We start from the raw sequence: 20,656 nt of genomic DNA, 5'->3' as shown, positions 1-20,656 counted from the left end.
ACTCATTCGTCAGATGTGTTTTACACAGGCAATAAGAATCAATACCATTGGCATCCCTTTGGTTTCAGGTGCCTTTGTCATGCTGCTGCACATTCCCGGCCTGTTTGAAAAAGACGAGGTGCAGCGCATTCGCGAGGCTCTGGAGCAAGCCGATTGGGCCGATGGCAAGATCACCGCCGGCTACCAGTCGGCGAAGGCCAAACACAATTTGCAGTTGCCGGAAGGTCACCCGCTGGCCAAGGAGATCGGCGCGGCGATGTTGGAGCGGCTGTGGAAAAATCCGCTGTTCATGTCAGCAGCGTTACCGCACAAAGTCTTCCCTCCGTTAGTGAACTGTTACACCGCCGGTGGCAGTTTCGACTTCCATATCGACAACGCGGTGCGTCAGCCAAAAGGCAGCATCGAGCGGGTGCGTACGGATTTGTCCGCCACGCTGTTCTTCAGCGAGCCGGAGGATTACGACGGCGGCGAGCTGGAGATCCAGGACACTTTCGGCACCCAACGGGTGAAGCTGCCTGCCGGCGACATGGTGCTGTATCCCGGCACCAGTCTGCACAAGGTCAATGCGGTGACACGCGGAGCGCGGCTCGCCTCGTTTTTCTGGACGCAAAGCCTGGTGCGTGAAGACAGCCAGCGCGCCCTGTTGTTCGAGATGGACGGAGCAATCCAGCAACTGACCCGCGATGTGCCCGATCATCCATCGCTGATCCGCCTGACCGGGACGTATCACAACCTGTTGCGTCGCTGGGTCGAGGTGTAAGTGGCGGATTTTCGTTTACGCCGCGAGGAAATGCTCGACGGTGAGCGCCTGCGCGCGATGCTCGACGAAAGTCCGGCCCGTGCTGCCCAGGCCATCCTGATTGCCGCACGAGAAGGAGAGGTCGAAGCCCAGGCCTTGCTCGGGCAGATTCTGCTCGACGGCCAGGGGATCGCGCAGGACCAACCGCTGGCGCTGAGCTGGTTCGGCATCGCAGCGCGCCAGGGGCACCTCATGGCGCGCAACATGCTCGGTCGTTGCCATGAGCATGGTTGGGGCTGCGCTGCCGATGCATCGCTAGCGGCCAGGCATTACCGACTTGCCGCCACTGCAGGGCTGGATTGGGCGATGTACAACTACGCCAATCTGCTGGCGACCGGTCGCGGGGTGGTTGAGGATCAGCTTCAGGCACTGAGTCTCTATCGCCGTGCGGCTGAGTTGGGTCATGCAAAATCGATGAATCTGTTGGGGCGGTATCTGGAAGAAGGGCGGGTCTGTCCTGTGAATCCGGCAGCGGCTCGTAACTGGTATCGACGTTCGGCCGAAGGCGGGGATTTTCGCGGGCAGTTCAGCTTTGCAGCGGTCTTGACCGACGAAGGGAATATCGAGGATGCGCTGGTCTGGCTGCGCAAGGCGTTGGCCGGTGGCAACCTGAATTTTCTGCGAGTGGCCTGTGAGGCATTGTCAGCCGCCAATGATCCACAGATTCAGGCGATGGCTGTGGATTACAAACAACGTGCCGAACAGCTCGAAACCCTGTAGGAGCGAGTTTGCTCGCGATGGTGGACAACGATAACGCGTGCTGTCTGAGTACACGCGGTGCTCTGAAATCCATCGCGAGCAAGCTCGCTCCTACATGGAACTGCATAAACAAAAAAGCCCATGACAGGTCATGGGCTTTTTGTTTTCTACGCAGTATTTACACGTAGAACGACTTCAGCGGCGGGAAGCCATTGAACTCGACGGCGCTGTAACTGGTGGTGTACGCACCGGTCGACAGCCAGTACAGGCGATCACCGATGGCCAGGTTCAGCGGCAGGCCGTACTTGTAGTTTTCGTACATGATGTCGGCGCTGTCGCAGGTTGGACCGGCGATGACCACTTCTTCCATTTCGCCTTTCTTCTCGGTCCAGATCGGGAACTTGATGGCTTCGTCCATGGTTTCGATCAGGCCGGAGAACTTGCCCACATCCGTGTACACCCAACGCTCTACCGCGGTACGGGATTTACGTGCAACCAGTACCACTTCGCTAACCAGGATGCCGGCGTTGGCGATCAGCGAGCGGCCTGGCTCCAGGATGATTTCCGGCAAGTCATCACCGAAGTCTTCCTTCAGGAAGCGGATGATTTCCTCGGCGTAGGTTTCCAGGCTGTTGGTGCGGGTGATGTAGTTGGCCGGGAAGCCGCCACCCATGTTGATCAGCTTCAGGTGGATGCCGTCTTCTTCCTTCAGACGTTCGAAGATCACTTTGACCTTGGCGATCGCCGCGTCCCAGACGCTGATGTCGCGCTGCTGCGAGCCGACGTGGAACGAGATGCCGTAAGGCACCAGGCCCAGGTCGCGAGCGAGGATCAGCAGGTCCATGGCCATGTCGGTCTGGCAGCCGAATTTGCGCGACAACGGCCAGTCGGCGGTGGTCGAGCCTTCGGTCAGGATACGCACGTAGACTTTCGAGCCCGGTGCGGCCTTGGCGATGTTGCGCAGGTCGGCTTCGGAGTCGGTGGCGAACAGGCGCACGCCCTTCTCGTAGAAGTAGCGGATGTCCTTGGATTTCTTGATGGTGTTGCCGTAGCTGATCTGGTCAGCGCTGACGCCGCGACCAAGCACTTTGTCCAGCTCGTAGATCGAGGCGATGTCGAAGCTCGAGCCTTTCTCTTTGAGCAGGTCGATGATCTCGACGGCCGGGTTGGCCTTGACCGCGTAGTAGACCTTGGCGAATTCGAAACCGGCGCGCAGGTCGTCATAGGCCTGGCTGATCATCGCGGTGTCGATCACCACGAACGGGGTTTCCTGTTTGTCGGCGAACGCCTTCATTTTCTGAAAGGTTTCACGCGCGAAATAGTCTTCGACCTGGATCGACATACCTGGGAGCTCCTAAAGGCAAACGTTGTTAATCAATGGGTGCAAATGAACGTCCTCCGTATCCCCACTTTGGTTCGCCTACTTCCCAAGGCATGTCGCCGAAAGCAAAAAGGCCATGGGAAGTGCAGCTTTCCCTTGGCCTTGCTGTCTCGTCGTCAGTACTTGAGCCGGATGGATCGTTTCCAGCATGGACGTTCGGCGCGAACTTTAGGGCGTGAGGGGCTTGAGATCAACAAAAAATGTCGCGTTTTTGCACTCTTCTGACGCGCGTTGCAGGCATCACTCTTTGTAACCGACACAGATGACAGTCGGATGTTCCCGAGGATTTATGGAGTGTTAAAAATACCTGCACGTTCGACGCTTTTGTGTGCAAAGTCGCTAGTAAGTACGATAGCGTCAACATCGGCGACGTTGGCCGCGAAAAGGTAGGCTGATAGGGGATTTGAGTATTCAGGAGCGTGTTTTCGGATAGCTTTTACAGACGCTACTGTTGATATTTTTTTCCGGCCTGCGAATCACTGGAAAATCGCATCGAACCTGTGGGAGCGAGCTTGCTCGCGATGACATTTTCACAGCCAGCATCGTGGTCGTCTGAAATGACGCCATCGCGAGCAAGCTCGCTCCCACAGGTTTTGTATTTTTACCGGGTAACGTGAGCTATCAGGCGACCACTGCCTCAGCTGGCGAGACGATATTGGTCTTCATCCCCCGCGAACGTCCGGAACTCAGGTACGCCGCAATCGACTCCTGCGTGACCTCGCCAAGAAACACCCGCTCGGCATCCATCACCGGCAACCACGCCCGATTGAACTCGTACATGCGCGACAGCAGGATGCGCAAATGTTCGTCGTACGCCGCCGTGGCGTTGAACTCGCGTTGGTACTGCGCGCAGGTGCCGGTCTGACGGTGCAAGTCGCGACGTCGTACATAACCCAGGGCTTTATTCTCGGCACAAGTGACCACCACATAGCGTCGGTCATGCTCGTCCATCAACTCCAGCGCTTCGGCCACCGGGGTATGCGGGCTGACGGAAGGCGCGTTGTCCGCCGCATCTTCGGCTTTCACCAGCAGCAGGCGTTTCAGTGTGCTGTCCTGGCCGACGAAGTTGCTGACAAACTCATCCGCCGGATGCGCGAGCAAAGTGTCCGGGTGATCGATCTGCAGCAGCTTGCCGGCGCGGAAAATCGCGATCTTGTCGCCGAGCTTGATCGCCTCGTCGATGTCGTGGCTGACCATGATCACGGTCTTGTTCAGCGCCCGCTGCATTTCGAAGAACTCGTTCTGGATCATCTCGCGGTTGATCGGGTCGACTGCCCCGAACGGCTCGTCCATTAATAGCAGTGGTGCATCGGCGGCCAGTGCGCGAATCACGCCGATCCGCTGTTGCTGGCCACCGGACAATTCGCGGGGATAGCGATGCAGATATTGCTTGGGATCGAGCTTGATCATGCTCATCAACTCGCGGGCGCGGTCGTGGCATTTCTGCTTGTCCCAGCCGAGCAGTTTCGGCACCACGACGATGTTCTCCTCGATGGTCATGTTCGGGAACAAACCGATTTGCTGGATGACATAGCCGATGTTGCGGCGCAGCGTCACTTCGTCGAGGCCTGTGGTGTCTTCACCGTTGATCAGGATCTTGCCCGAGGTCGGTTTGATCAGGCGGTTGATCATTTTCAGCGTGGTGCTTTTGCCGCAACCCGATGGCCCGAGGAACACGCAGATTTCGCCTTCATTGACGGTCAGGCTCACCGAGTCCACGGCTTTCACATCTTTGCCGTTGCTTTGGAAGGTCTTGCTGAGGTTTTGAAGTTCGATCATTTGAGCAGTCCTTTTGGAGTCAGCGAACGTTGCAGCACTTGCAGGATCAGGTCGGCGATGATCGCCAGCACACTGACCAGTACAGCGCCGACAATCAGCATCGACATGTCGCTGCGGCTGATGGCAGCGAGGATGAGTACGCCCAGGCCACCGGCGCCGATGGTCGCGGCGATGGTCATGACGCCGATGTTCATGACCACGGCAGTGCGCACACCAGCGAGGATCACCGGCACGGCGATGGGTAATTCGACCATGCGCAGGCGCTGGCCGAAGGTCATGCCGATGCCGCGCGCGGCTTCACGGATGCCCGGTTCGACGTTGGTCAGGGCCAGGTAGGTGTTACGCATGATCGGCAGCAGCGAATACAGAAACACCGCGGTGATGGCCGGCATCGGGCCCAGGCCCTGGCCGAACTTGGAGTAGAACGGCAGCAGCAGGCCAAACAGGGCAATCGACGGCACGGTCAGCAGCACCGTGGCGCTGGCTTGCAAAGGCCCGGCGAGGCTCGGGAAGCGTGTCATCAGGATGCCCAGCGGCACGCCAACCACAATCGCCAGGGTCACGGCGATGCCGACCAGGGTGATGTGTTGGCCGGTCAGCTGTATCACCTGCTGCCAGTCGAGGTGGGAAAAGGCGTTGAGAAATTCCATGGCTTTTCCTCCTTATTTGATTGGATGCTGGCGCAGGAAATCTGCGGCAACGGACGAAGGGCTTTGGTGATCGACATCGACCCGCGCATTGAGCTCGCGCATGGTGTCGTCGTCGAACAGCTCAGCCAGAGGCTTGAGTTGTTCGGCCAATTGCGGATGCGCATCGAGGTAGGCCTGACGCACCACCGGTGCGGCGGTGTAGTCGGGGAAGTAATGCTTGTCGTCTTCCAGCAGTTTCAGCTTGAAGGCGTTGAGGCGACCGTCGGTGGTGTAGACCAGACCGGCAAACACCTGGCCGTTACGCAGCGCGGTGTAGACCAGTCCGGCGTCCATCTGGCGGATGTTCTTGCGGGTCAGGTTCATGTCGTAGAGCTTGACCATGCCATCAAGACCGTCCGAGCGGTTGGCGAACTCGGTATCCAGCGCCACCAGATTGTTGGTCTCGGCTTCCTTGCGCAGCACCGAGTTCAGCTCGCTGATGGTGTTGATCTGCGGGTATTGATCAGCAACGTTTTTCGGCAGTGCCAGGGCATAGGTGTTACTGAATTTCGACGGTGTCAGCCAGACCAGGCCTTTTTTCCTGTCGAGTTCTTTTACTCGTGCGTAGGACTGTTCGCTGTCGAGTTTTTCAGTGACATGGTTGTAGGCCACCAGCGAAACGCCGGTGTATTCCCAGAGCATGTCCAGTTGACCACTTTCATGGGCGCTGCGGGCCAGATTGCTGCCCAGGCCGCCGGTCACCTGCACCTCGTAACCCTTGGTGCGCAGGTACTGCGAGGTGATTTCCGCCAGCAGGGTCTGTTCGGTGAACACCCGGGCGCCGATGCGGATCAACGGTTTTTCCGTGGCTTGGGCAAATCCTGCGAACAGCAGGACGCAGCCTAGTAAAAAGCTTGAAGTTTTCATGACGATTCCTTTGCCGAGGCTTAAGACGGGCGCAAGCCGCGTTCGAGCCAGAGGCGGCTGGCGAGTGTCACCAGACCGTCGAGCAACAAGGCCAGCAGGGCTGTGCAGGCCGCGCCGAGCAGCAATTGCGGCTGATTGTTCAGGGCGATGCCGGGGAAGATCAGGCTGCCGAGACTGTTGGCGCCGATCAGGAACGCCAGCGGCGCCGTCCCGACATTGATCGCCAATGCCATACGCAAACCACCGATGATGATCGGCACCGCGTTGGGCAATTCGACTTTCCACAGTACTTGGCGCGGGGTCATGCCGATGCCGACGGCGGCTTCCTTGAGCGAACCCTGAACGTTTTTCAGGCCTTCGTAGGTGTTGCGCACGATGGGCAGCAAAGAGGCGAGGAACAGGGCGAAGATCGCAGGACCGCTGCCGATGCCGAGGATGCCCAAGGCGATGGCCAGGACGGCCAGGGGCGGAATGGTGTTGCCAATGTTGAAGAACTGCATGAAGCGTTCGGCACGGCCGATCATGGACGGGCGGCTGAGGAGGATGCCGGCAGGAATGCCCACGACAAGGGCGGCCAGCATGGAAGCGAGGACGAGAACCAGATGAGCTTGCAGGTAAAACAACAAATCGTCGCGGTAGTGTTCGATCGTGTTGATGCCGATCCATTGGATCAGCAGGGCCAGAAGGGCGAATACCAGCGCGCCTCCTATCAGCCCTTTGCCATAGTGGATAGCCACAGGCGGACTCCTTTTTTCAGTCGGCGAACACTTTCTCGTGTGGCAACGCCATTCCTGGCTGCCGAAAAAATGATCGCGATAAGCAGCTCATGCCGAGCGCGTTTCACTGTAGGAGCGAGCTTGCTCGCGAAAAACTTCAAGACAATGCGTACCTTCAGGTACCCAGCATTATCGTTGACGTCCATCGCGAGCAGGCTCGCTCCTACAGGGGGAAACGCACGGCAATCGAGCCATGAGCACAGCCTCGTCAGGCCGAATTGCAGGTGTTTCAAGCCCCCGACGAGTGGTCGTTACGGGGGAGTGGACGTCTCCGTGCCTTAAAAGGTTCCCATCTGAAGCAGCATTTGGCCACCCCTAATGTGCTCAACGGTTCGGTTCTTGGATCAACTTGGGCTATAATCTGCGCCCTTTTTTGAATCACCTGCCAGGCGATTTCCCATGACCAAACAGGCCGCCGAAGTCGCGAAACGCCGCACTTTCGCCATTATTTCCCACCCCGATGCCGGTAAGACCACCATCACCGAGAAGCTCCTGCTGATGGGCAAGGCGATTGCGGTAGCCGGTACGGTGAAATCTCGTAAATCCGATCGCCATGCCACCTCCGACTGGATGGAAATGGAAAAGCAGCGGGGTATCTCCATTACCACGTCGGTCATGCAGTTCCCGTATCGCGAACACATGATCAACCTGCTCGACACCCCGGGCCACGAAGACTTCTCCGAAGATACCTATCGCACCCTGACGGCGGTGGACTCGGCGTTGATGGTTCTCGACGGCGGTAAAGGTGTAGAGCCTCGGACCATCGCCCTGATGGACGTCTGCCGTCTGCGTGACACGCCGATCGTCAGCTTCATCAACAAACTCGACCGTGACATCCGCGACCCGATCGAACTGCTCGACGAAATCGAAGCCGTCCTCAAGATCAAGGCTGCGCCGATCACCTGGCCGATTGGTTGCTACCGTGACTTTAAAGGCGTGTATCACCTCGCCGATGACTACATCATCGTGTACACCGCCGGTCACGGCCACGAACGCACCGAAACCAGGATCATCGAGAAGCTCGACTCCGATGAAGCCCGCGCCCACCTGGGTGACGAGTACGAGCGTTTCATCGAACAGCTGGAACTGGTGCAGGGCGCCTGCCACGAGTTCAACCAGCAGGAGTTCCTCGACGGTCAACTGACCCCGGTGTTCTTCGGTACGGCACTGGGCAACTTCGGTGTCGACCACGTCCTCGACGCTGTCGTTGATTGGGCGCCGCGCCCACTGGCACGCGTGGCCAACGAGCGCACCGTGGAGCCGGTGGAAGAGAAGTTCTCGGGTTTCATCTTCAAGATCCAGGCGAACATGGACCCGAAACACCGCGACCGCATCGCCTTCATGCGTATCTGCTCGGGCAAGTACGAAAAAGGCATGAAGATGCGCCACGTGCGCACCGGCAAGGACGTGCGGATCGGCGACGCGCTGACCTTCTTCTCCTCCGAGCGTGAGCAACTGGAAGAGGCGTTTGCCGGCGACATCATCGGCCTGCACAACCACGGCACCATCCAGATCGGCGACACCTTCAGCGAAGGCGAAGTCCTGGGTTTCACCGGCATTCCACACTTCGCCCCGGAACTGTTCCGTCGCGTACGCCTGAAAGATCCGCTGAAATCCAAGCAACTGCGCCAGGGCCTGCAACAACTGGCCGAAGAAGGCGCGACGCAGGTGTTCTTCCCGGAGCGCAGCAACGACATCATCCTCGGCGCCGTCGGTGTGCTGCAGTTCGATGTGGTCGCGAGCCGTTTGAAAGAGGAATACAAGGTCGAGTGCTCCTACGAGCCGATCACTGTTTACTCTGCGCGCTGGATCGAATGCAGCGACAAGAAGAAACTTGAGGAATTCTCCAACAAGGCTGTGGAAAACCTGGCGCTGGACGGCGGTGGTCACCTGACCTACCTCGCACCGACGCGGGTCAACCTGGCCCTGATGGAAGAGCGCTGGCCGGACGTGAAATTCCGTGCGACCCGTGAGCATCACTAAGCGTTGACTCCGAAACACCCAAAACCCCGTTGCGAAAGCTGCGGGGTTTTTTATTGCCTGGCGCAATTCCCTGTAGGAGCGAGCCTGCTCGCGATGACTCGAGCCGCGCTGCGTTTATCCAGACAGAGCGCGTCATCGTTAGCCTCCATCGCGAGCAGGCTCGCTCCTACAGGGGGGGGCTTCGTTGTTAGTTGAGTTGTGAATAACCCCTATTCCAAACCAGTCTCCAAACCCGCTGCATTTTCCCCCGCCAGATAGCGTCCAATCTGGAGAACCCGGCTGATCGGAACTAGATTTGACTCAGCACCAGACAGGCACTCAACGAAAGGAAGGAATCGGCTATGAACAGGTTGTTTCGCGTTTTACTGCTGTTGAAGGTGATGGTGATGCTCTCGCTCGGAGCTTCGACGGCGTGGGCCGAGTGTATCGATCACGGGGAGCAGGCTTCGAGCGGGCAGGCGGGTTATGCGGGGTTGATGATCGCCAAGTCTGAATCGGAACCGGGAGATCAGGGGCAGGGCGGTGCGGACAACGACGATGACTCGACCACCGACGAACCGGACTCCGATGAGGAAGAGGGCGACAGCCAGACGTAGTCGCTCTATTGCAGGCAAAAGAAAACCCCTTCTACCTGAGTGATGCGCATTCGAGGCGGAAGGGGTTTGGTTAACGCGTAATTACTTGAGCTACTCAATCCCTGTGGGAGCTAGCCTGCTAGCGATTGCGGTGTGCCAGTGAGCAGAAATGTTGACTGATATACCGCTATCGCCAGCAGGCTAGCTCCTACAGTTTTTTATGCCGCGCCGTCGAGGAATTGCTCGGCGTAGTGGCAAGCCACCTGGCGGCCGGCGATCAGGCGCAGGGCCGGCTCTTCAGTGCTGCAACGCTCGGTGGCGTACGGGCAGCGCTTGTGGAAGGCGCAGCCGGACGGCGGGTTCAGCGGGTTGGGCAATTCACCTACGATCTTGATTTTCGGCTTGTCCGGATCCGGGTGGATGGCCGGCGTCGCCGACAGCAGTGCCTGGGTGTAGGGGTGCAGAGGTCGGGAGTAAATGTCCTCTTTCGTGCCCATTTCCACCGGACGACCGAGGTACATCACCATCACATGGTCGGCAACGTGGCGTACCACCGCCAGGTTGTGGGAGATGAACACATAGGCGGTGTTGAACTCTTGCTGCAAATCCATGAACAGGTTGAGTACCTGTGCCTGAATCGACACGTCCAGTGCCGAGGTCGGTTCGTCCGCCACCAGCACTTTCGGTTGCAGCATCATCGCGCGGGCCAAGGCGATCCGCTGGCGCTGACCACCGGAGAACATGTGCGGATAACGCTGATAGTGCTCGGGACGCAAGCCCACCTGCTTCATCATCGCCTGGACTTTCTCGCGGCGTTCCGCGGCGCTCAGGTTGGTGTTGATCAATAACGGCTCTGCAAGCTGATCACCGACTTTCTGCCGAGGGTTCAACGAGGCGTACGGGCTCTGGAACACCATCTGCACGTCTTTGCGCAGTTGCTTGCGCTGGGCCTTGTCGGCACCGGCGACTTCCTGCCCGGCAATTTTCAAGGAGCCGGAGGACGGCTCTTCGATCAGGGTCAGGGCACGGGCCAGGGTGGATTTTCCGCAACCCGACTCGCCTACGACAGCGAGGGTCTTGCCGGCTTCCAGTTCGAACGACACGCCGTTGAGGGCGCGCACGGTGGCGTGACCCTTGAACAGGCCTCGGGACACCTCGTAGTGACGGGTCAGGTCGCGGGCGGTAAGAACGACGGCCATTACGCCACCTCCTGGTTCAGCGGGTAGAAGCAGCGAGCGAGGCTGTTGCTTTTCTGGTCAAGGGCCGGACGTTGTTGACGGCAGTTGTCTTTCACGTACGGGCAGCGTGGCGACAGCAGGCAACCTTGCGGGCGGTCGTAGCGACCGGGAACGATGCCCGGCAGGGTCGACAGGCGCGAGGCACCCAGGCTGTGTTCCGGAATTGCCTTGAGCAACGCTTCGCTGTACGGGTGTGCCGGAATGTCGAACAGTTGCGGCACCTGGCCGACTTCGACCGCCTGGCCGGCGTACATCACGCACACGCGCTGGGCGGTTTCGGCCACGACGGCGAGGTCGTGGGTGATCAGCACCAGGCCCATGTTCTGCTCTTTCTGCAACGCCAGCAGCAGGTCCATGATTTGCGCCTGGATGGTTACGTCCAGCGCCGTGGTCGGTTCGTCGGCGATCAGCAGTTTCGGTTCGCCGGCAATCGCCATGGCAATCGCGACACGTTGGCTCATGCCACCGGACAGTTGATGCGGGTAGGCGTCCATACGGCTGGCGGCACCCGGGATTTCAACTTTTTCCAGCAGTTCGATGGCGCGCTTGCGCGCAGCCTTGCCGGACATTTTCAGGTGCAGGCGCAGCACTTCTTCAATCTGGAAACCGACGGTGTAGCTCGGGTTCAGGGCAGTCATCGGGTCCTGGAAGACCATGGACAGGTCTTTACCCACGATCTGGCGACGCTGGCGATTGTTGAGCTTGAGCATGTTCTTGCCGTCGAAATTCAGGGCGTCAGCGGTGACGATCCCCGGATGCTCGATCAGGCCCATCAGCGCCATCATGGTCACGGACTTGCCGGAACCGGACTCGCCAACGATGGCCAGCACTTCGCCCTTGTCCACTTGCAGGTCGAGGCCATCGACGACTGGCGTGGCGTTTTTGTCGCCGAAGCGAACGTTGAGATTCTTGATTTCTAGCAGTGACATGGGAATCTCCTCAGGCGGCGTTCTTGAGTTTCGGGTCCAGCGCATCGCGCAGGCCGTCGCCCATCAGGTTGATTGCCAGCACGCTGAGCAAAATGGTCAGACCAGGCAGGCTCACTACCCACCAGGCGCGTTCGATGTAGTCGCGGGCCGAAGCCAGCATGGTGCCCCACTCAGGTGTTGGCGGTTGTACGCCAAGGCCGAGGAAGCCCAGTGCGGCGGCATCGAGGATCGCCGAGGAGAAGCTCAGGGTGGCCTGAACGATCAGCGGCGCCATGCAATTAGGCAGCACGGTGACGAACATCAGGCGCGGCAGACCGGCACCGGCCAGGCGCGCGGCGGTCACGTAGTCACGGTTCAGTTCGCCCATCACCGCAGCGCGTGTCAGACGAACGTAGGACGGCAGGGACACCACGGCGATGGCGATCACGGTATTGATCAGGCCAGGGCCGAGGATGGCGACGATCGCCACGGCCAGCAGCAGGGACGGCAGGGCCAGCATGATGTCCATCAGACGCATGATGCTCGGGCCAAGTATGCGCGGGAAGAACCCGGCGAACAGACCCAGCAGGATCCCCGGGATCAGCGACATCACCACCGACGACAAACCGATCAGCAACGACAGGCGCGAGCCCTGGATCAGGCGCGACAGCAGGTCGCGACCCAGTTCATCGGTGCCGAGCAGGAACTGCATCTGTCCACCTTCCAGCCAGGCCGGCGGGGTCAGCAGGAAATCACGGTATTGCTCGCTCGGGTCGTGAGGGGCAACCCACGGGGCGAAGATGGCGCAGAAAATCACCAGCAGCATGAACATCAGGCCGGCGACGGCACCTTTGTTCTTGGAAAACGCTTGCCAGAATTCTTTGTACGGAGACGGGTACAGCAGGCTTTGATCGACTGCTACCGATGGAATTGGAGTGGTCATGGTCATGATCTCAGCGCTGATGACGGATGCGTGGGTTGGCAAAGCCGTAGAGGATGTCCACTACGAAGTTGACCACAATCACCAGGCAGGCGATTAACAGGATGCCGTTTTGCACGACGGGATAATCCCGGGCGCCAATGGCTTCGATCAGCCATTTGCCGATACCGGGCCACGAGAAGATGGTTTCGGTCAGGACCGCACCGGCCAACAGGGTGCCGACTTGCAGGCCGACCACGGTGAGCACCGGGATCAGCGCGTTGCGCAGGCCGTGTACGAACACCACGCGTGCCGGCGACAGGCCTTTGGCCTTGGCGGTGCGGATGTAGTCTTCACGCAGCACTTCGAGCATCGACGAACGGGTCATCCGCGCGATCACTGCCAGCGGAATGGTGCCGAGCACAATGGCCGGCAGGATCAGGTGGTGCAGGGCGTCGAAGAAGGCGTCCGGCTCGTCGGCCAGCAGCGTATCGATCAGCATGAAGCCGGTGCGTGGCTCGATGTCATACAGCAGGTCGATCCGCCCGGATACCGGGGTCCAGCCCAGACTTACCGAGAAGAACATGATCAGGATCAGGCCCCACCAGAAGATCGGCATCGAGTATCCCGCCAGGGAGACACCCATCACTCCATGGTCGAACAGGGATCCTCGCTTGAGTGCCGCGATCACCCCGGCCAGAAGGCCCAGGATGCCGGCGAACAACAGGGCGGCCATGGACAGTTCCAGGGTCGCGGGGAACAGGGAGGTGAATTCGCTCCACACGCTTTCACGGGTACGCAGGGATTCCCCGAGATCGCCGTGGGCCAGCTTGCCGATGTAATCCAGGTACTGGGCATACAGGGGTTTGTTCAGACCTAGGCGTTCCATTGCCTGAGCGTGCATTTCGGGATCGACCCTACGTTCTCCCATCATGACTTCTACGGGGTCGCCCGGGATCATGCGAATCAACGCGAAAGTCAGCAAGGTGATGCCGAAGAACGTGGGGATCAGTAACCCCAGTCGGCGGGCAATAAAACTAAACATCGTGTGTTGTACCTCATCAGCCGGTTAGGCGTGCCCGGCATGCCTGGGTCAGGAATGCCGGGAGTTTTCTTATTACTTCACCTGGGTGGTGGCGAAGTTATTCGTGGTGAGGGGGCTAATGTGATAGCCCTCTACGTTGTTGCGCATTGCGGTAAACATTCTAGTGTGCGCCATGCTGATCCACGGCTGGTCCTGGTTGAAAATAACCTGGGCCTGTTCGTAGAGCGCTGCGCGTTCGGCCGGATCGGTTTTTTCCCGGGCCTGGTCGAGCAGCGCCTGGAACTTGTCATTGCACCAGCGTGCGTAGTTTTCTCCGTTCTTGGCCGCTTCACAACTGAGCATAGGCGTCAGGAAGTTATCCGGGTCGCCGTTATCACCCGCCCATCCGGCGGAAACCATGTCGTGCTCGCCGTTTTTGGCGCGTTTGAGCATTTCGCCCCATTCCATCACGCGGATGTCGATCTTGATCCCGACCTTGGCCAGGTCGGCTTGCATCATCTGCGCGCCGAGCATCGGGTTCGGGTTGGTCGGACCGCCACCGTTGCGGGTGAACAGGGTGAAGGTGGTGCCTTCCGGTACGCCGGCTTCCTTGAGCAGGGCGCGAGCCTTGTCCAGATCACGGGCCGGGTTTTTCAGGCTGTGGTTGTAGCCCAGCAGGGTGTCCGGGTACGGGTTGACCGCGGCGGTCGCATTGCCCTTGCCGAACAACGCATTGACGTATGCCTCTTTGTCGAAGGCGATGTCGATGGCTTTGCGCACCCGCACATCACTCATGTATTTGTGCGTGGTGTTCATGGCGATGTAGGAAACGGTCATCGCGTTCAGTTCATCGACTTTCAGCTTGTCGTCTTTCTTGATGCTCGGAATGTCATCCGGCTTTGGATAGAGCGCGACCTGGCACTCGTTGGCCTTGAGCTTCTGCAGGCGCACGTTGTTGTCGGTGGCGATGGCCAGGATCAACGCATCAGCCGGCGGTTTGCCGCGGAAGTAGTCCGGGTTGGCCTTGAAGCGGACCTGGGCGTCCTTGTTATAGCGCTGGAAGACGAACGGGCCAGTGCCGATCGGCTTGTTGTTCAGGTCGCCGGTCTTGTTCGCTTTGAGCAACAGGTCGGCGTACTCGGCGGAGTAGATCGAGGAGAACGCCATGGCGATGTCGGCCAGAAACGGTGCTTCGCGACGGGTCAGGGTGAACTTGACCGTGTTGTCGTCGACTTTCTCGACGCTCTTGAGCAGTTCCTTGAAGCCCATGCTTTCAAAGTACGGGAAGCCCACGCTCGACAGCTTGTGCCACGGATGATTCGGGTCCAGCTGACGCTGGAAGCTCCAGACCACGTCGTCGGCATTCATGTCGCGGGTCGGCTTGAAGTATTCGGTGGTGTGGAACTTTACGCCTTTACGCAGATGGAACGTGTAGCTCAGGCCGTCTTCGCTGATGTCCCAGGAGTCGGCCAGTGCCGGAATCACGTCGGTGGTGCCGGGCTTGAAGTCTGCCAGGCGATTGAAGATGGTTTCGGCCACGGCATCGGCGGTGACTGCAGTCGTGTACTGGACCATGTCGAAGCCTTCGGGGCTGGCTTCCGTGCAAACCACCAGGGGCTTGGCCGAAACACCGACAGCGACACTGAGCAACGCGGCCGCGATGGCCGCACGTAGGGGAAGCATTTTCATCAAGAACCCTCTGCAATCAGTTAAAGGACAAAAGCCGAACGGCCGATTCGTCACTGAATCAGCCGTTCGGCACGGGCATTACAGGATGTTGAACGGAACCGTGGTCACGAGGCGGAACTCGTTGATGCTGCCGTCAGCCTGGTTTTCGCTGGCACGGTGAGCGGTGTAGGTGCCGCGAATCGTGGTGGCCTTGAGCGGGCCGCTCTGCACGGCGTAGGTCGCGCCGATGCCGTATTCATAATGGTGTTCGCCATCCTGTGACTGGATGCCGTCGTAACCCTTGCCTGCCACGCCGCCGTTGCCGGTGTAGTGAGTACCGTCGATACCCCAGCCGCGAGCCTGGTAGATGTTGAACTTCAGGCCTGGTACGCCGTATTCGGCCATGTTCAGACCGTAGGCAACCTGGAACGATTTTTCGTTCGGGCCGTTGAAGTCCGACAACAGGGAGTTGGCCAGGTAAATGCCGTTGGTTTCGTGCAGGTAGTCGAAGTACTCGTTACCGTTCACTTCCTGGTACGAGAAGGTCAGGGTGTGGGCCTGGTGGGTCAGGCCGAACGACAGCGAGTAGGTGTCGTTGTCGATGTCGCCGATCAGGGCTTTACCGGTTTCCTTGGTTTTGTAGTAGTTCAGGCCGGTGGTCAGGCTCAGTACCTGGCTGTCGCCCAGTACGTGAGAGGCGCCGAAGTAGTACTGGTTCCAGATATCTTCAGCCTGGGTCGCCCAGAGACTGGTGGTCAGGCTGGCGAACGGGTTGTAGGTGATACCGCCGGTGTAGACGTGGTCGGTTTCGACGATGCCGTTTGCGTATTCGGTGCGGAATTTGCGCTGGCTTTCTTCGGTACGCGGTGAGTTGCGGTCGAAGGTGGCCAGGTCGAAGGCCAGGTTGTTCAGCTCTTCGCTGTGGAGGGCCACGCCCTGGAAGCTCGAAGGCAGTGCACGGTTACCGATCACGTCGACCATCGGGCTGCTGAAGTTCATGCGGCCGGCGGTCAGGGTGCTGTTGGAGACACGAGCCTTGACGTTGGCCAGGCCCAGTTTGCTCCACTGGCCTTGAGCGTCGCCGCCCTCTTTGGTCAGGGTACGGTTGTTGCCCGCGCCTGGACGAGTGCCCGGTGCGCCGCCGTTGTTGGACGCCAGGTCTTTGCGGTCCTGGTCCAGTGCGATGGCGTTGTACGCCGCCACCTCAGTGCTGAAGCCTACGGTGCCTTCGGTGAAGCCCGAGTTGTACTTGAGGATGGTGCCCTGGACCCAGTTGATCCGGCGATCGGTCGGGGTCGAAACGCCGTCTTTCTTGTAGGCGAACTTGGCGCCGCGTTGCAGTTGTTCGTTGGCGTACCAGTTGCGCGTGGTGCCGGTGATCGACTGGCCTTCGATAAAGCCGGTGGCTTCGCTTTGGGCGCTTTTCTCGTTCACGGTAACCGGGGTGAAAGCCTGGCTTTGGGTTTCTGCGTAAGCCGTGGCGGTTACGCTGCTGATGGCCATGGCCAATAACGCGGTGCTGCTCAGTTTCATGGGTAAAGCTCCTTACTTTCTTTTTTTTATGCCGGTCTTTTTTTGTGATCCGGCTATTGGTTTAGAACTCATTCACGGCATCGCAAACGTTTGCTGCCAGCCAAATTGGCAAAAGACGGCAAAGCGTCTGCGTGAGGGCGGAACATCCGCCCCCCGGCATTTCTGGCTAATCGGTTATTTTTCTATGCTGACACCCGAGAAAACATTGCGACCGAACGGGCTCACCTTGAACCCTTCGATTTTGGCGCTCAGCGGCTGGTTGACCGTCGAGTGGGCGACTGGCGTCATCGGCACTTGCTGCTTGAGCAATTGCTGCGCCTGTTTGTAGAGCAGGGTGCGCTGGTCGCGGTCGGTGACGACCTTGGCCTGCTTGATCAGCTTGTCGTAAGCCGGATCACACCACATCGAGTAGTTGTTGCCGCCAATGGCGTCACAGCTGTAGAGCGTGCCCAGCCAGTTGTCCGGGTCACCGTTGTCGCCGGTCCAGCCGATCAGGCTGATGTCGTGTTCGCCATTCTTGGTGCGCTTGATGTACTCGCCCCACTCATAACTGACGATCTTGACCTTGAGGCCGATCTTCGCCCAGTCAGCCTGGAGCATCTCGGCCATCAACTTGGCGTTGGGGTTGTACGGACGCTGGACCGGCATGGCCCAGAGGGTGATTTCGGTGCCTTCCTTGACGCCGGCAGCCTTGAGCAGTTCCTTGGCTTTTTCCGGGTTGTAGGCGGCGTCCTTGATAGTCTCGTCGTAGGACCATTGGGTCGGCGGCATGGCGTTGACCGCCAGTTGCCCCGCGCCCTGGTAGACGGCATTGAGAATGCCTTGCTTGTTCACCGCCATGTCCAGCGCCTGGCGTACTTCAAGCTGGTCGAACGGTTTGTGGCGCACGTTGTAGGCGATGTAGCCGAGGTTGAAACCGGGCTTCTCGATCAGTTGCAGGGCCGTGTCGTTCTTCAGTGCGGGCACATCGGCAGGGCGCGGGTGCAGGGTGATCTGGCACTCGCCGGCCTTGAGTTTCTGCACGCGCACCGAGGCGTCGGTGTTGATGGCGAAAATCAGGTTATCGAGCTTGACCCGGTCAGGAGCCCAGTAATGCTTGTTGCCGGTGTAACGGATGTTCGAGTCTTTCTGGTAGCTCTTGAACACGAACGGCCCGGTGCCGATCGGCTTCTGGTTGATGTCGCTCGGCTTGCCTTCGGCCAGCAGCTTGTCGGCGTATTCGGCCGAAAGGATGGCGGCGAAGCTCATGGCGATGTTCTGGATGAACGCGGCGTCCACGCTGTTGAGCGTAAATACCACGGTCAGTGGCCCGGTCTTTTCGACCTTGGCGATGTTCTTGTTCAGGCTCATGCCGTTGAAGTACGGAAACTCTGTCGGATAAGCCTTACGGAAAGGTTGCTGCGGGTCGAGCATGCGATTGAACGTGAACAGCACGTCGTCGGCGTTGAAGTCGCGGGTCGGCGTGAAGTACTTGGTGGTATGAAACTTCACCCCTTCGCGCAGGTGAAACGTGTATTTGAGGCCGTCCTCGGAAATATCCCAGCTCGTGGCCAGGCCCGGTACGACGTTGGTCGCGCCTTTTTCGAACTCAGCCAACCGGTTGTACAGCGGCTCGGCGGCGTCGTTGTCGGTCGCAGTGGTGTACTGCGCCGTGTCGAAACCGGCGGGGCTGCCTTCGGAGCAGAACACCAGGCTGTTGTTGGCGGCCTGGCTGATGGAAGTGGCGGCCAACAGGCCGGTGCCCAGCAATGCGGATAAAACCAAGGTATGGCGCATAACGCTCCCTTCTCTCTCAAAGTGTTTTCAATGAGTCGCCGTCCCGTCCGCGGACGTAGAGGCATCACTGATTTCAAGCCATGCGCGCAGCATTAACCGATGACCCACGCGTGCACTGGTCAGATCCCGACGGTATGAGCCACGGGTCCGGCAGTAAATGCGTAGAGTCCTAAAGACTCGTAGGAAATGGCAACGCGTCCTCGCCCGATGCTGTAGTCAGCTGCGGACTAGGATGTAGGCGAATTCCTGCTTTCTCGGAAGATAAAGCAACGGCGACGTCAGGAACGTCGCCGTTGCAAAACCTTATTTGCTGACGCTGACGCCGTAGAAGGAGTTCAAGCCAAATGGGCTGATCTTGAAGTCCTGCACGTTGGCGCGCATGGGTTGGAACACCGTCGAGTGAGCGATAGGTGTCATAGGCACAGCATCCTTGAGGACGTGTTGCGCCTGTTTGTACAGTTCGGTGCGTTTGCCTTGGTCCGAAGTGCGCTTGGCTTGCTTGACGATGTCGTCAAACTTCTTGTCGCACCATTTGGAGAAGTTGTTGCCTTCCAGCGAGTCGCAGCCGAACAGCACGTTCAGCCAGTTGTCCGGGTCACCGTTGTCGCCGCTCCAGCCAATCAGCATCGCGCCGTTCTCACCGCCCTTGGAGCGCTTGATGTACTCGCCCCACTCGTAGCTCTGGATCTTGACCTTGAGGCCGATCTTGGCCCAGTCGGACTGCAGCATTTCTGCCATCAGCTTGGCGTTCGGGTTGTACGGACGCTGAACCGGCATCGCCCACAGGACGATCTCGGTACCTTCCTTGACGCCGGCTTCCTTGAGCAGCTCCTTGGCTTTCTCGGGATCGTACTTGGCGTCCTTGATGGTGGTGTCGTAGGACCACTGGGTCGGCGGCATGGCATTGACCGCCAGTTGGCCGGCGCCCTGGTACACGGAGTCGATGATCTGCTGCTTGTTGACGGCCATGTCCATGGCCTGGCGCACTTTCAACTGCGACATCGGGTTTGGCTTGTCGTCGCCCTTGATCTTGTCCATCACGTTGTAGGCGATGTAGCCCAGGTTGAACCCCGCCTGCTCAGGCATCTTCAAGGACTTGTCTTCCTTGAGCGCCTTCAGGTCGGCCGGACGAGGGAACAGGGTGACCTGGCACTCGTTCTTCTTCAGCTTCTGGATGCGTACCGACGGGTCGGTGGTGATGGCGAAGATCAGGTTGTCGATCTTCACGTCGTCAGGCTTCCAGTAGTCCTTGTTCCCTGTGTAGCGGATGTTGGAGTCTTTCTGGTAGCTCTTGAACACGAACGGGCCGGTGCCGACCGGCTTCTGGTTGATGTCGGCGGCCTTGCCTTCCTTGAGCAGCTGGGCAGCGTACTCGGCGGACTGGATCGAGGCGAAGCTCATGGCCATGTTCTGGATGAACGCGGCATCAACGTCCTTGAGGGTGAACTTGACCGTGTGGTCGTCGACTTTATCGATCTTGGTGATGTTGGTATCCATCCCCATGTCGGTGAAGTACGGGAATTCGGTCGGGTACGCTTTGCGGAACGGATCATCCTTGTTAATCATGCGATTAAAGGTGAACAGCACGTCGTCGGCGTTGAACTCACGAGTCGGTTTGAAATACGGGGTAGTGTGGAACTTGACGCCTTCACGCAGGTGAAAGGTGTAGGTCAGGCCGTCATCGGAAACGTCCCACTTGGTCGCCAGCCCAGGAACCACGGCGGTGCCGCCACGTTCGAACTGGGTGAGGCGGTTGAACATGGTTTCTGCAGAGGCGTCGAAGTCGGTTCCGGTGGTGTATTGACCTGGATCGAAACCGGCCGGGCTCCCTTCGGAGCAGAACACCAGGTTAGTCGCTGCTTGGGCGAACGGTGCGCTGGCTAACAAGCTTGCGCCAACTAAGAACGGAATGACCGCGTGTTTAAGCATGGTGGCCTCATGATTTGTTGTCATTTTTGGAATTAGAGGACGACCTCGTGAGTCGTGCCTGCGGATACTTATGCAGGGGCCATACCCAATGCAAGATCCAGAGTGACTACAAG

General features: G+C 59.0%; 17 protein-coding genes. 4 read left to right on the top strand and 13 right to left on the bottom strand.

Annotated features, from left to right (window positions below):
• Nucleotides 1–79 precede the first annotated feature (79 nt).
• Both AC1Q6Y_RS20560 and AC1Q6Y_RS20555 read left to right on the top strand, forming a co-directional pair.
• On the top strand, nt 80–760 hold the full coding sequence (locus AC1Q6Y_RS20560) for a Fe2+-dependent dioxygenase (protein WP_090453057.1): 681 nt from the start codon (nt 80–82) through the stop codon (nt 758–760).
• Between the two features lie 30 nt (nt 761–790).
• A complete protein-coding gene (locus tag AC1Q6Y_RS20555) occupies nt 791–1,519 on the top strand; it encodes a tetratricopeptide repeat protein (RefSeq protein ID WP_492588613.1) in 729 nt (242 codons plus the stop codon).
• A gap of 157 nt (nt 1,520–1,676) precedes the next feature.
• Here the strand turns inward: AC1Q6Y_RS20555 and AC1Q6Y_RS20550 are convergent, their stop codons facing one another.
• From AC1Q6Y_RS20550 to AC1Q6Y_RS20530, 5 genes are all read right to left on the bottom strand, one after another.
• Nucleotides 1,677–2,840, bottom strand: a complete 1,164-nt coding sequence (locus tag AC1Q6Y_RS20550) for a type III PLP-dependent enzyme (RefSeq protein ID WP_056728269.1) — start codon at nt 2,838–2,840, stop codon at nt 1,677–1,679.
• A 660-nt stretch (nt 2,841–3,500) separates the two neighbouring features.
• Nucleotides 3,501–4,658, bottom strand: coding sequence for an osmoprotectant ABC transporter ATP-binding protein OsmV (locus AC1Q6Y_RS20545; protein ID WP_492625049.1), 1,158 nt, complete (start codon nt 4,656–4,658; stop codon nt 3,501–3,503).
• Nucleotides 4,655–5,308 carry an ABC transporter permease gene (locus tag AC1Q6Y_RS20540; protein WP_057716456.1) on the bottom strand — a complete coding sequence of 218 codons (654 nt, stop codon included), beginning with the start codon at nt 5,306–5,308 and terminating at the stop codon, nt 4,655–4,657. The genes AC1Q6Y_RS20545 and AC1Q6Y_RS20540 overlap by 4 nt, the downstream gene beginning before the upstream one ends.
• A gap of 12 nt (nt 5,309–5,320) precedes the next feature.
• Nucleotides 5,321–6,214: a glycine betaine ABC transporter substrate-binding protein gene (locus AC1Q6Y_RS20535; RefSeq protein ID WP_492625048.1), complete on the bottom strand. Its 894-nt coding sequence runs from the start codon at nt 6,212–6,214 to the stop codon at nt 5,321–5,323.
• Nucleotides 6,215–6,234: 20 nt separating this feature from the next.
• Nucleotides 6,235–6,951: an ABC transporter permease gene (locus AC1Q6Y_RS20530; RefSeq protein ID WP_492625047.1), complete on the bottom strand. Its 717-nt coding sequence runs from the start codon at nt 6,949–6,951 to the stop codon at nt 6,235–6,237.
• Nucleotides 6,952–7,389: 438 nt separating this feature from the next.
• Here AC1Q6Y_RS20530 and AC1Q6Y_RS20525 point away from each other — a divergent pair, with 438 nt between their 5' ends.
• A complete protein-coding gene (locus AC1Q6Y_RS20525) occupies nt 7,390–8,973 on the top strand; it encodes a peptide chain release factor 3 (protein WP_057716453.1) in 1,584 nt (527 codons plus the stop codon).
• 341 nt (nt 8,974–9,314) lie between these two features.
• Complete coding sequence (locus AC1Q6Y_RS20520; RefSeq protein WP_057716452.1) at nt 9,315–9,569, top strand: hypothetical protein; 255 nt, start codon at nt 9,315–9,317, stop codon at nt 9,567–9,569.
• Between the two features lie 197 nt (nt 9,570–9,766).
• Here the strand turns inward: AC1Q6Y_RS20520 and AC1Q6Y_RS20515 are convergent, their stop codons facing one another.
• The 8 genes from AC1Q6Y_RS20515 to AC1Q6Y_RS20480 all read right to left on the bottom strand — a co-directional run bounded on the left by AC1Q6Y_RS20515 (nt 9,767) and on the right by AC1Q6Y_RS20480 (nt 20,543).
• Nucleotides 9,767–10,747 (bottom strand): peptide ABC transporter ATP-binding protein, encoded by a 981-nt coding sequence (locus AC1Q6Y_RS20515; RefSeq protein WP_057716451.1) that lies wholly within the window; start codon nt 10,745–10,747, stop codon nt 9,767–9,769.
• The gene (locus tag AC1Q6Y_RS20510) at nt 10,747–11,715 is read right to left on the bottom strand and encodes an ABC transporter ATP-binding protein (protein WP_057716450.1); all 969 of its coding nucleotides are present in this window, start codon (nt 11,713–11,715) and stop codon (nt 10,747–10,749) included. The genes AC1Q6Y_RS20515 and AC1Q6Y_RS20510 overlap by 1 nt, the downstream gene beginning before the upstream one ends.
• A 10-nt stretch (nt 11,716–11,725) precedes the next feature.
• The gene (locus AC1Q6Y_RS20505; RefSeq protein ID WP_057716449.1) at nt 11,726–12,637 is read right to left on the bottom strand and encodes an ABC transporter permease subunit; all 912 of its coding nucleotides are present in this window, start codon (nt 12,635–12,637) and stop codon (nt 11,726–11,728) included.
• Between the two features lie 10 nt (nt 12,638–12,647).
• Entirely contained in the window at nt 12,648–13,658 is a 1,011-nt protein-coding gene (locus AC1Q6Y_RS20500) for an ABC transporter permease subunit (protein WP_008051717.1), read from the bottom strand.
• A gap of 72 nt (nt 13,659–13,730) precedes the next feature.
• The gene (locus AC1Q6Y_RS20495) at nt 13,731–15,326 is read right to left on the bottom strand and encodes an ABC transporter substrate-binding protein (protein WP_407514389.1); all 1,596 of its coding nucleotides are present in this window, start codon (nt 15,324–15,326) and stop codon (nt 13,731–13,733) included.
• 78 nt (nt 15,327–15,404) lie between these two features.
• Nucleotides 15,405–16,838, bottom strand: a complete 1,434-nt coding sequence (locus AC1Q6Y_RS20490) for an OprD family porin (RefSeq protein ID WP_057716447.1) — start codon at nt 16,836–16,838, stop codon at nt 15,405–15,407.
• Between the two features lie 174 nt (nt 16,839–17,012).
• Nucleotides 17,013–18,614, bottom strand: coding sequence for an ABC transporter substrate-binding protein (locus AC1Q6Y_RS20485; protein WP_057716446.1), 1,602 nt, complete (start codon nt 18,612–18,614; stop codon nt 17,013–17,015).
• A gap of 303 nt (nt 18,615–18,917) precedes the next feature.
• The gene (locus AC1Q6Y_RS20480) at nt 18,918–20,543 is read right to left on the bottom strand and encodes an ABC transporter substrate-binding protein (RefSeq protein WP_057716445.1); all 1,626 of its coding nucleotides are present in this window, start codon (nt 20,541–20,543) and stop codon (nt 18,918–18,920) included.
• Nucleotides 20,544–20,656: the final 113 nt, after the last annotated feature.

Source organism: Pseudomonas sp. GW823-FHT06E10, from assembly GCF_058794995.1.
Note: the sequence above shows the minus strand (reverse complement) of the source record. Positions and strands in the feature narration are given on the sequence as shown.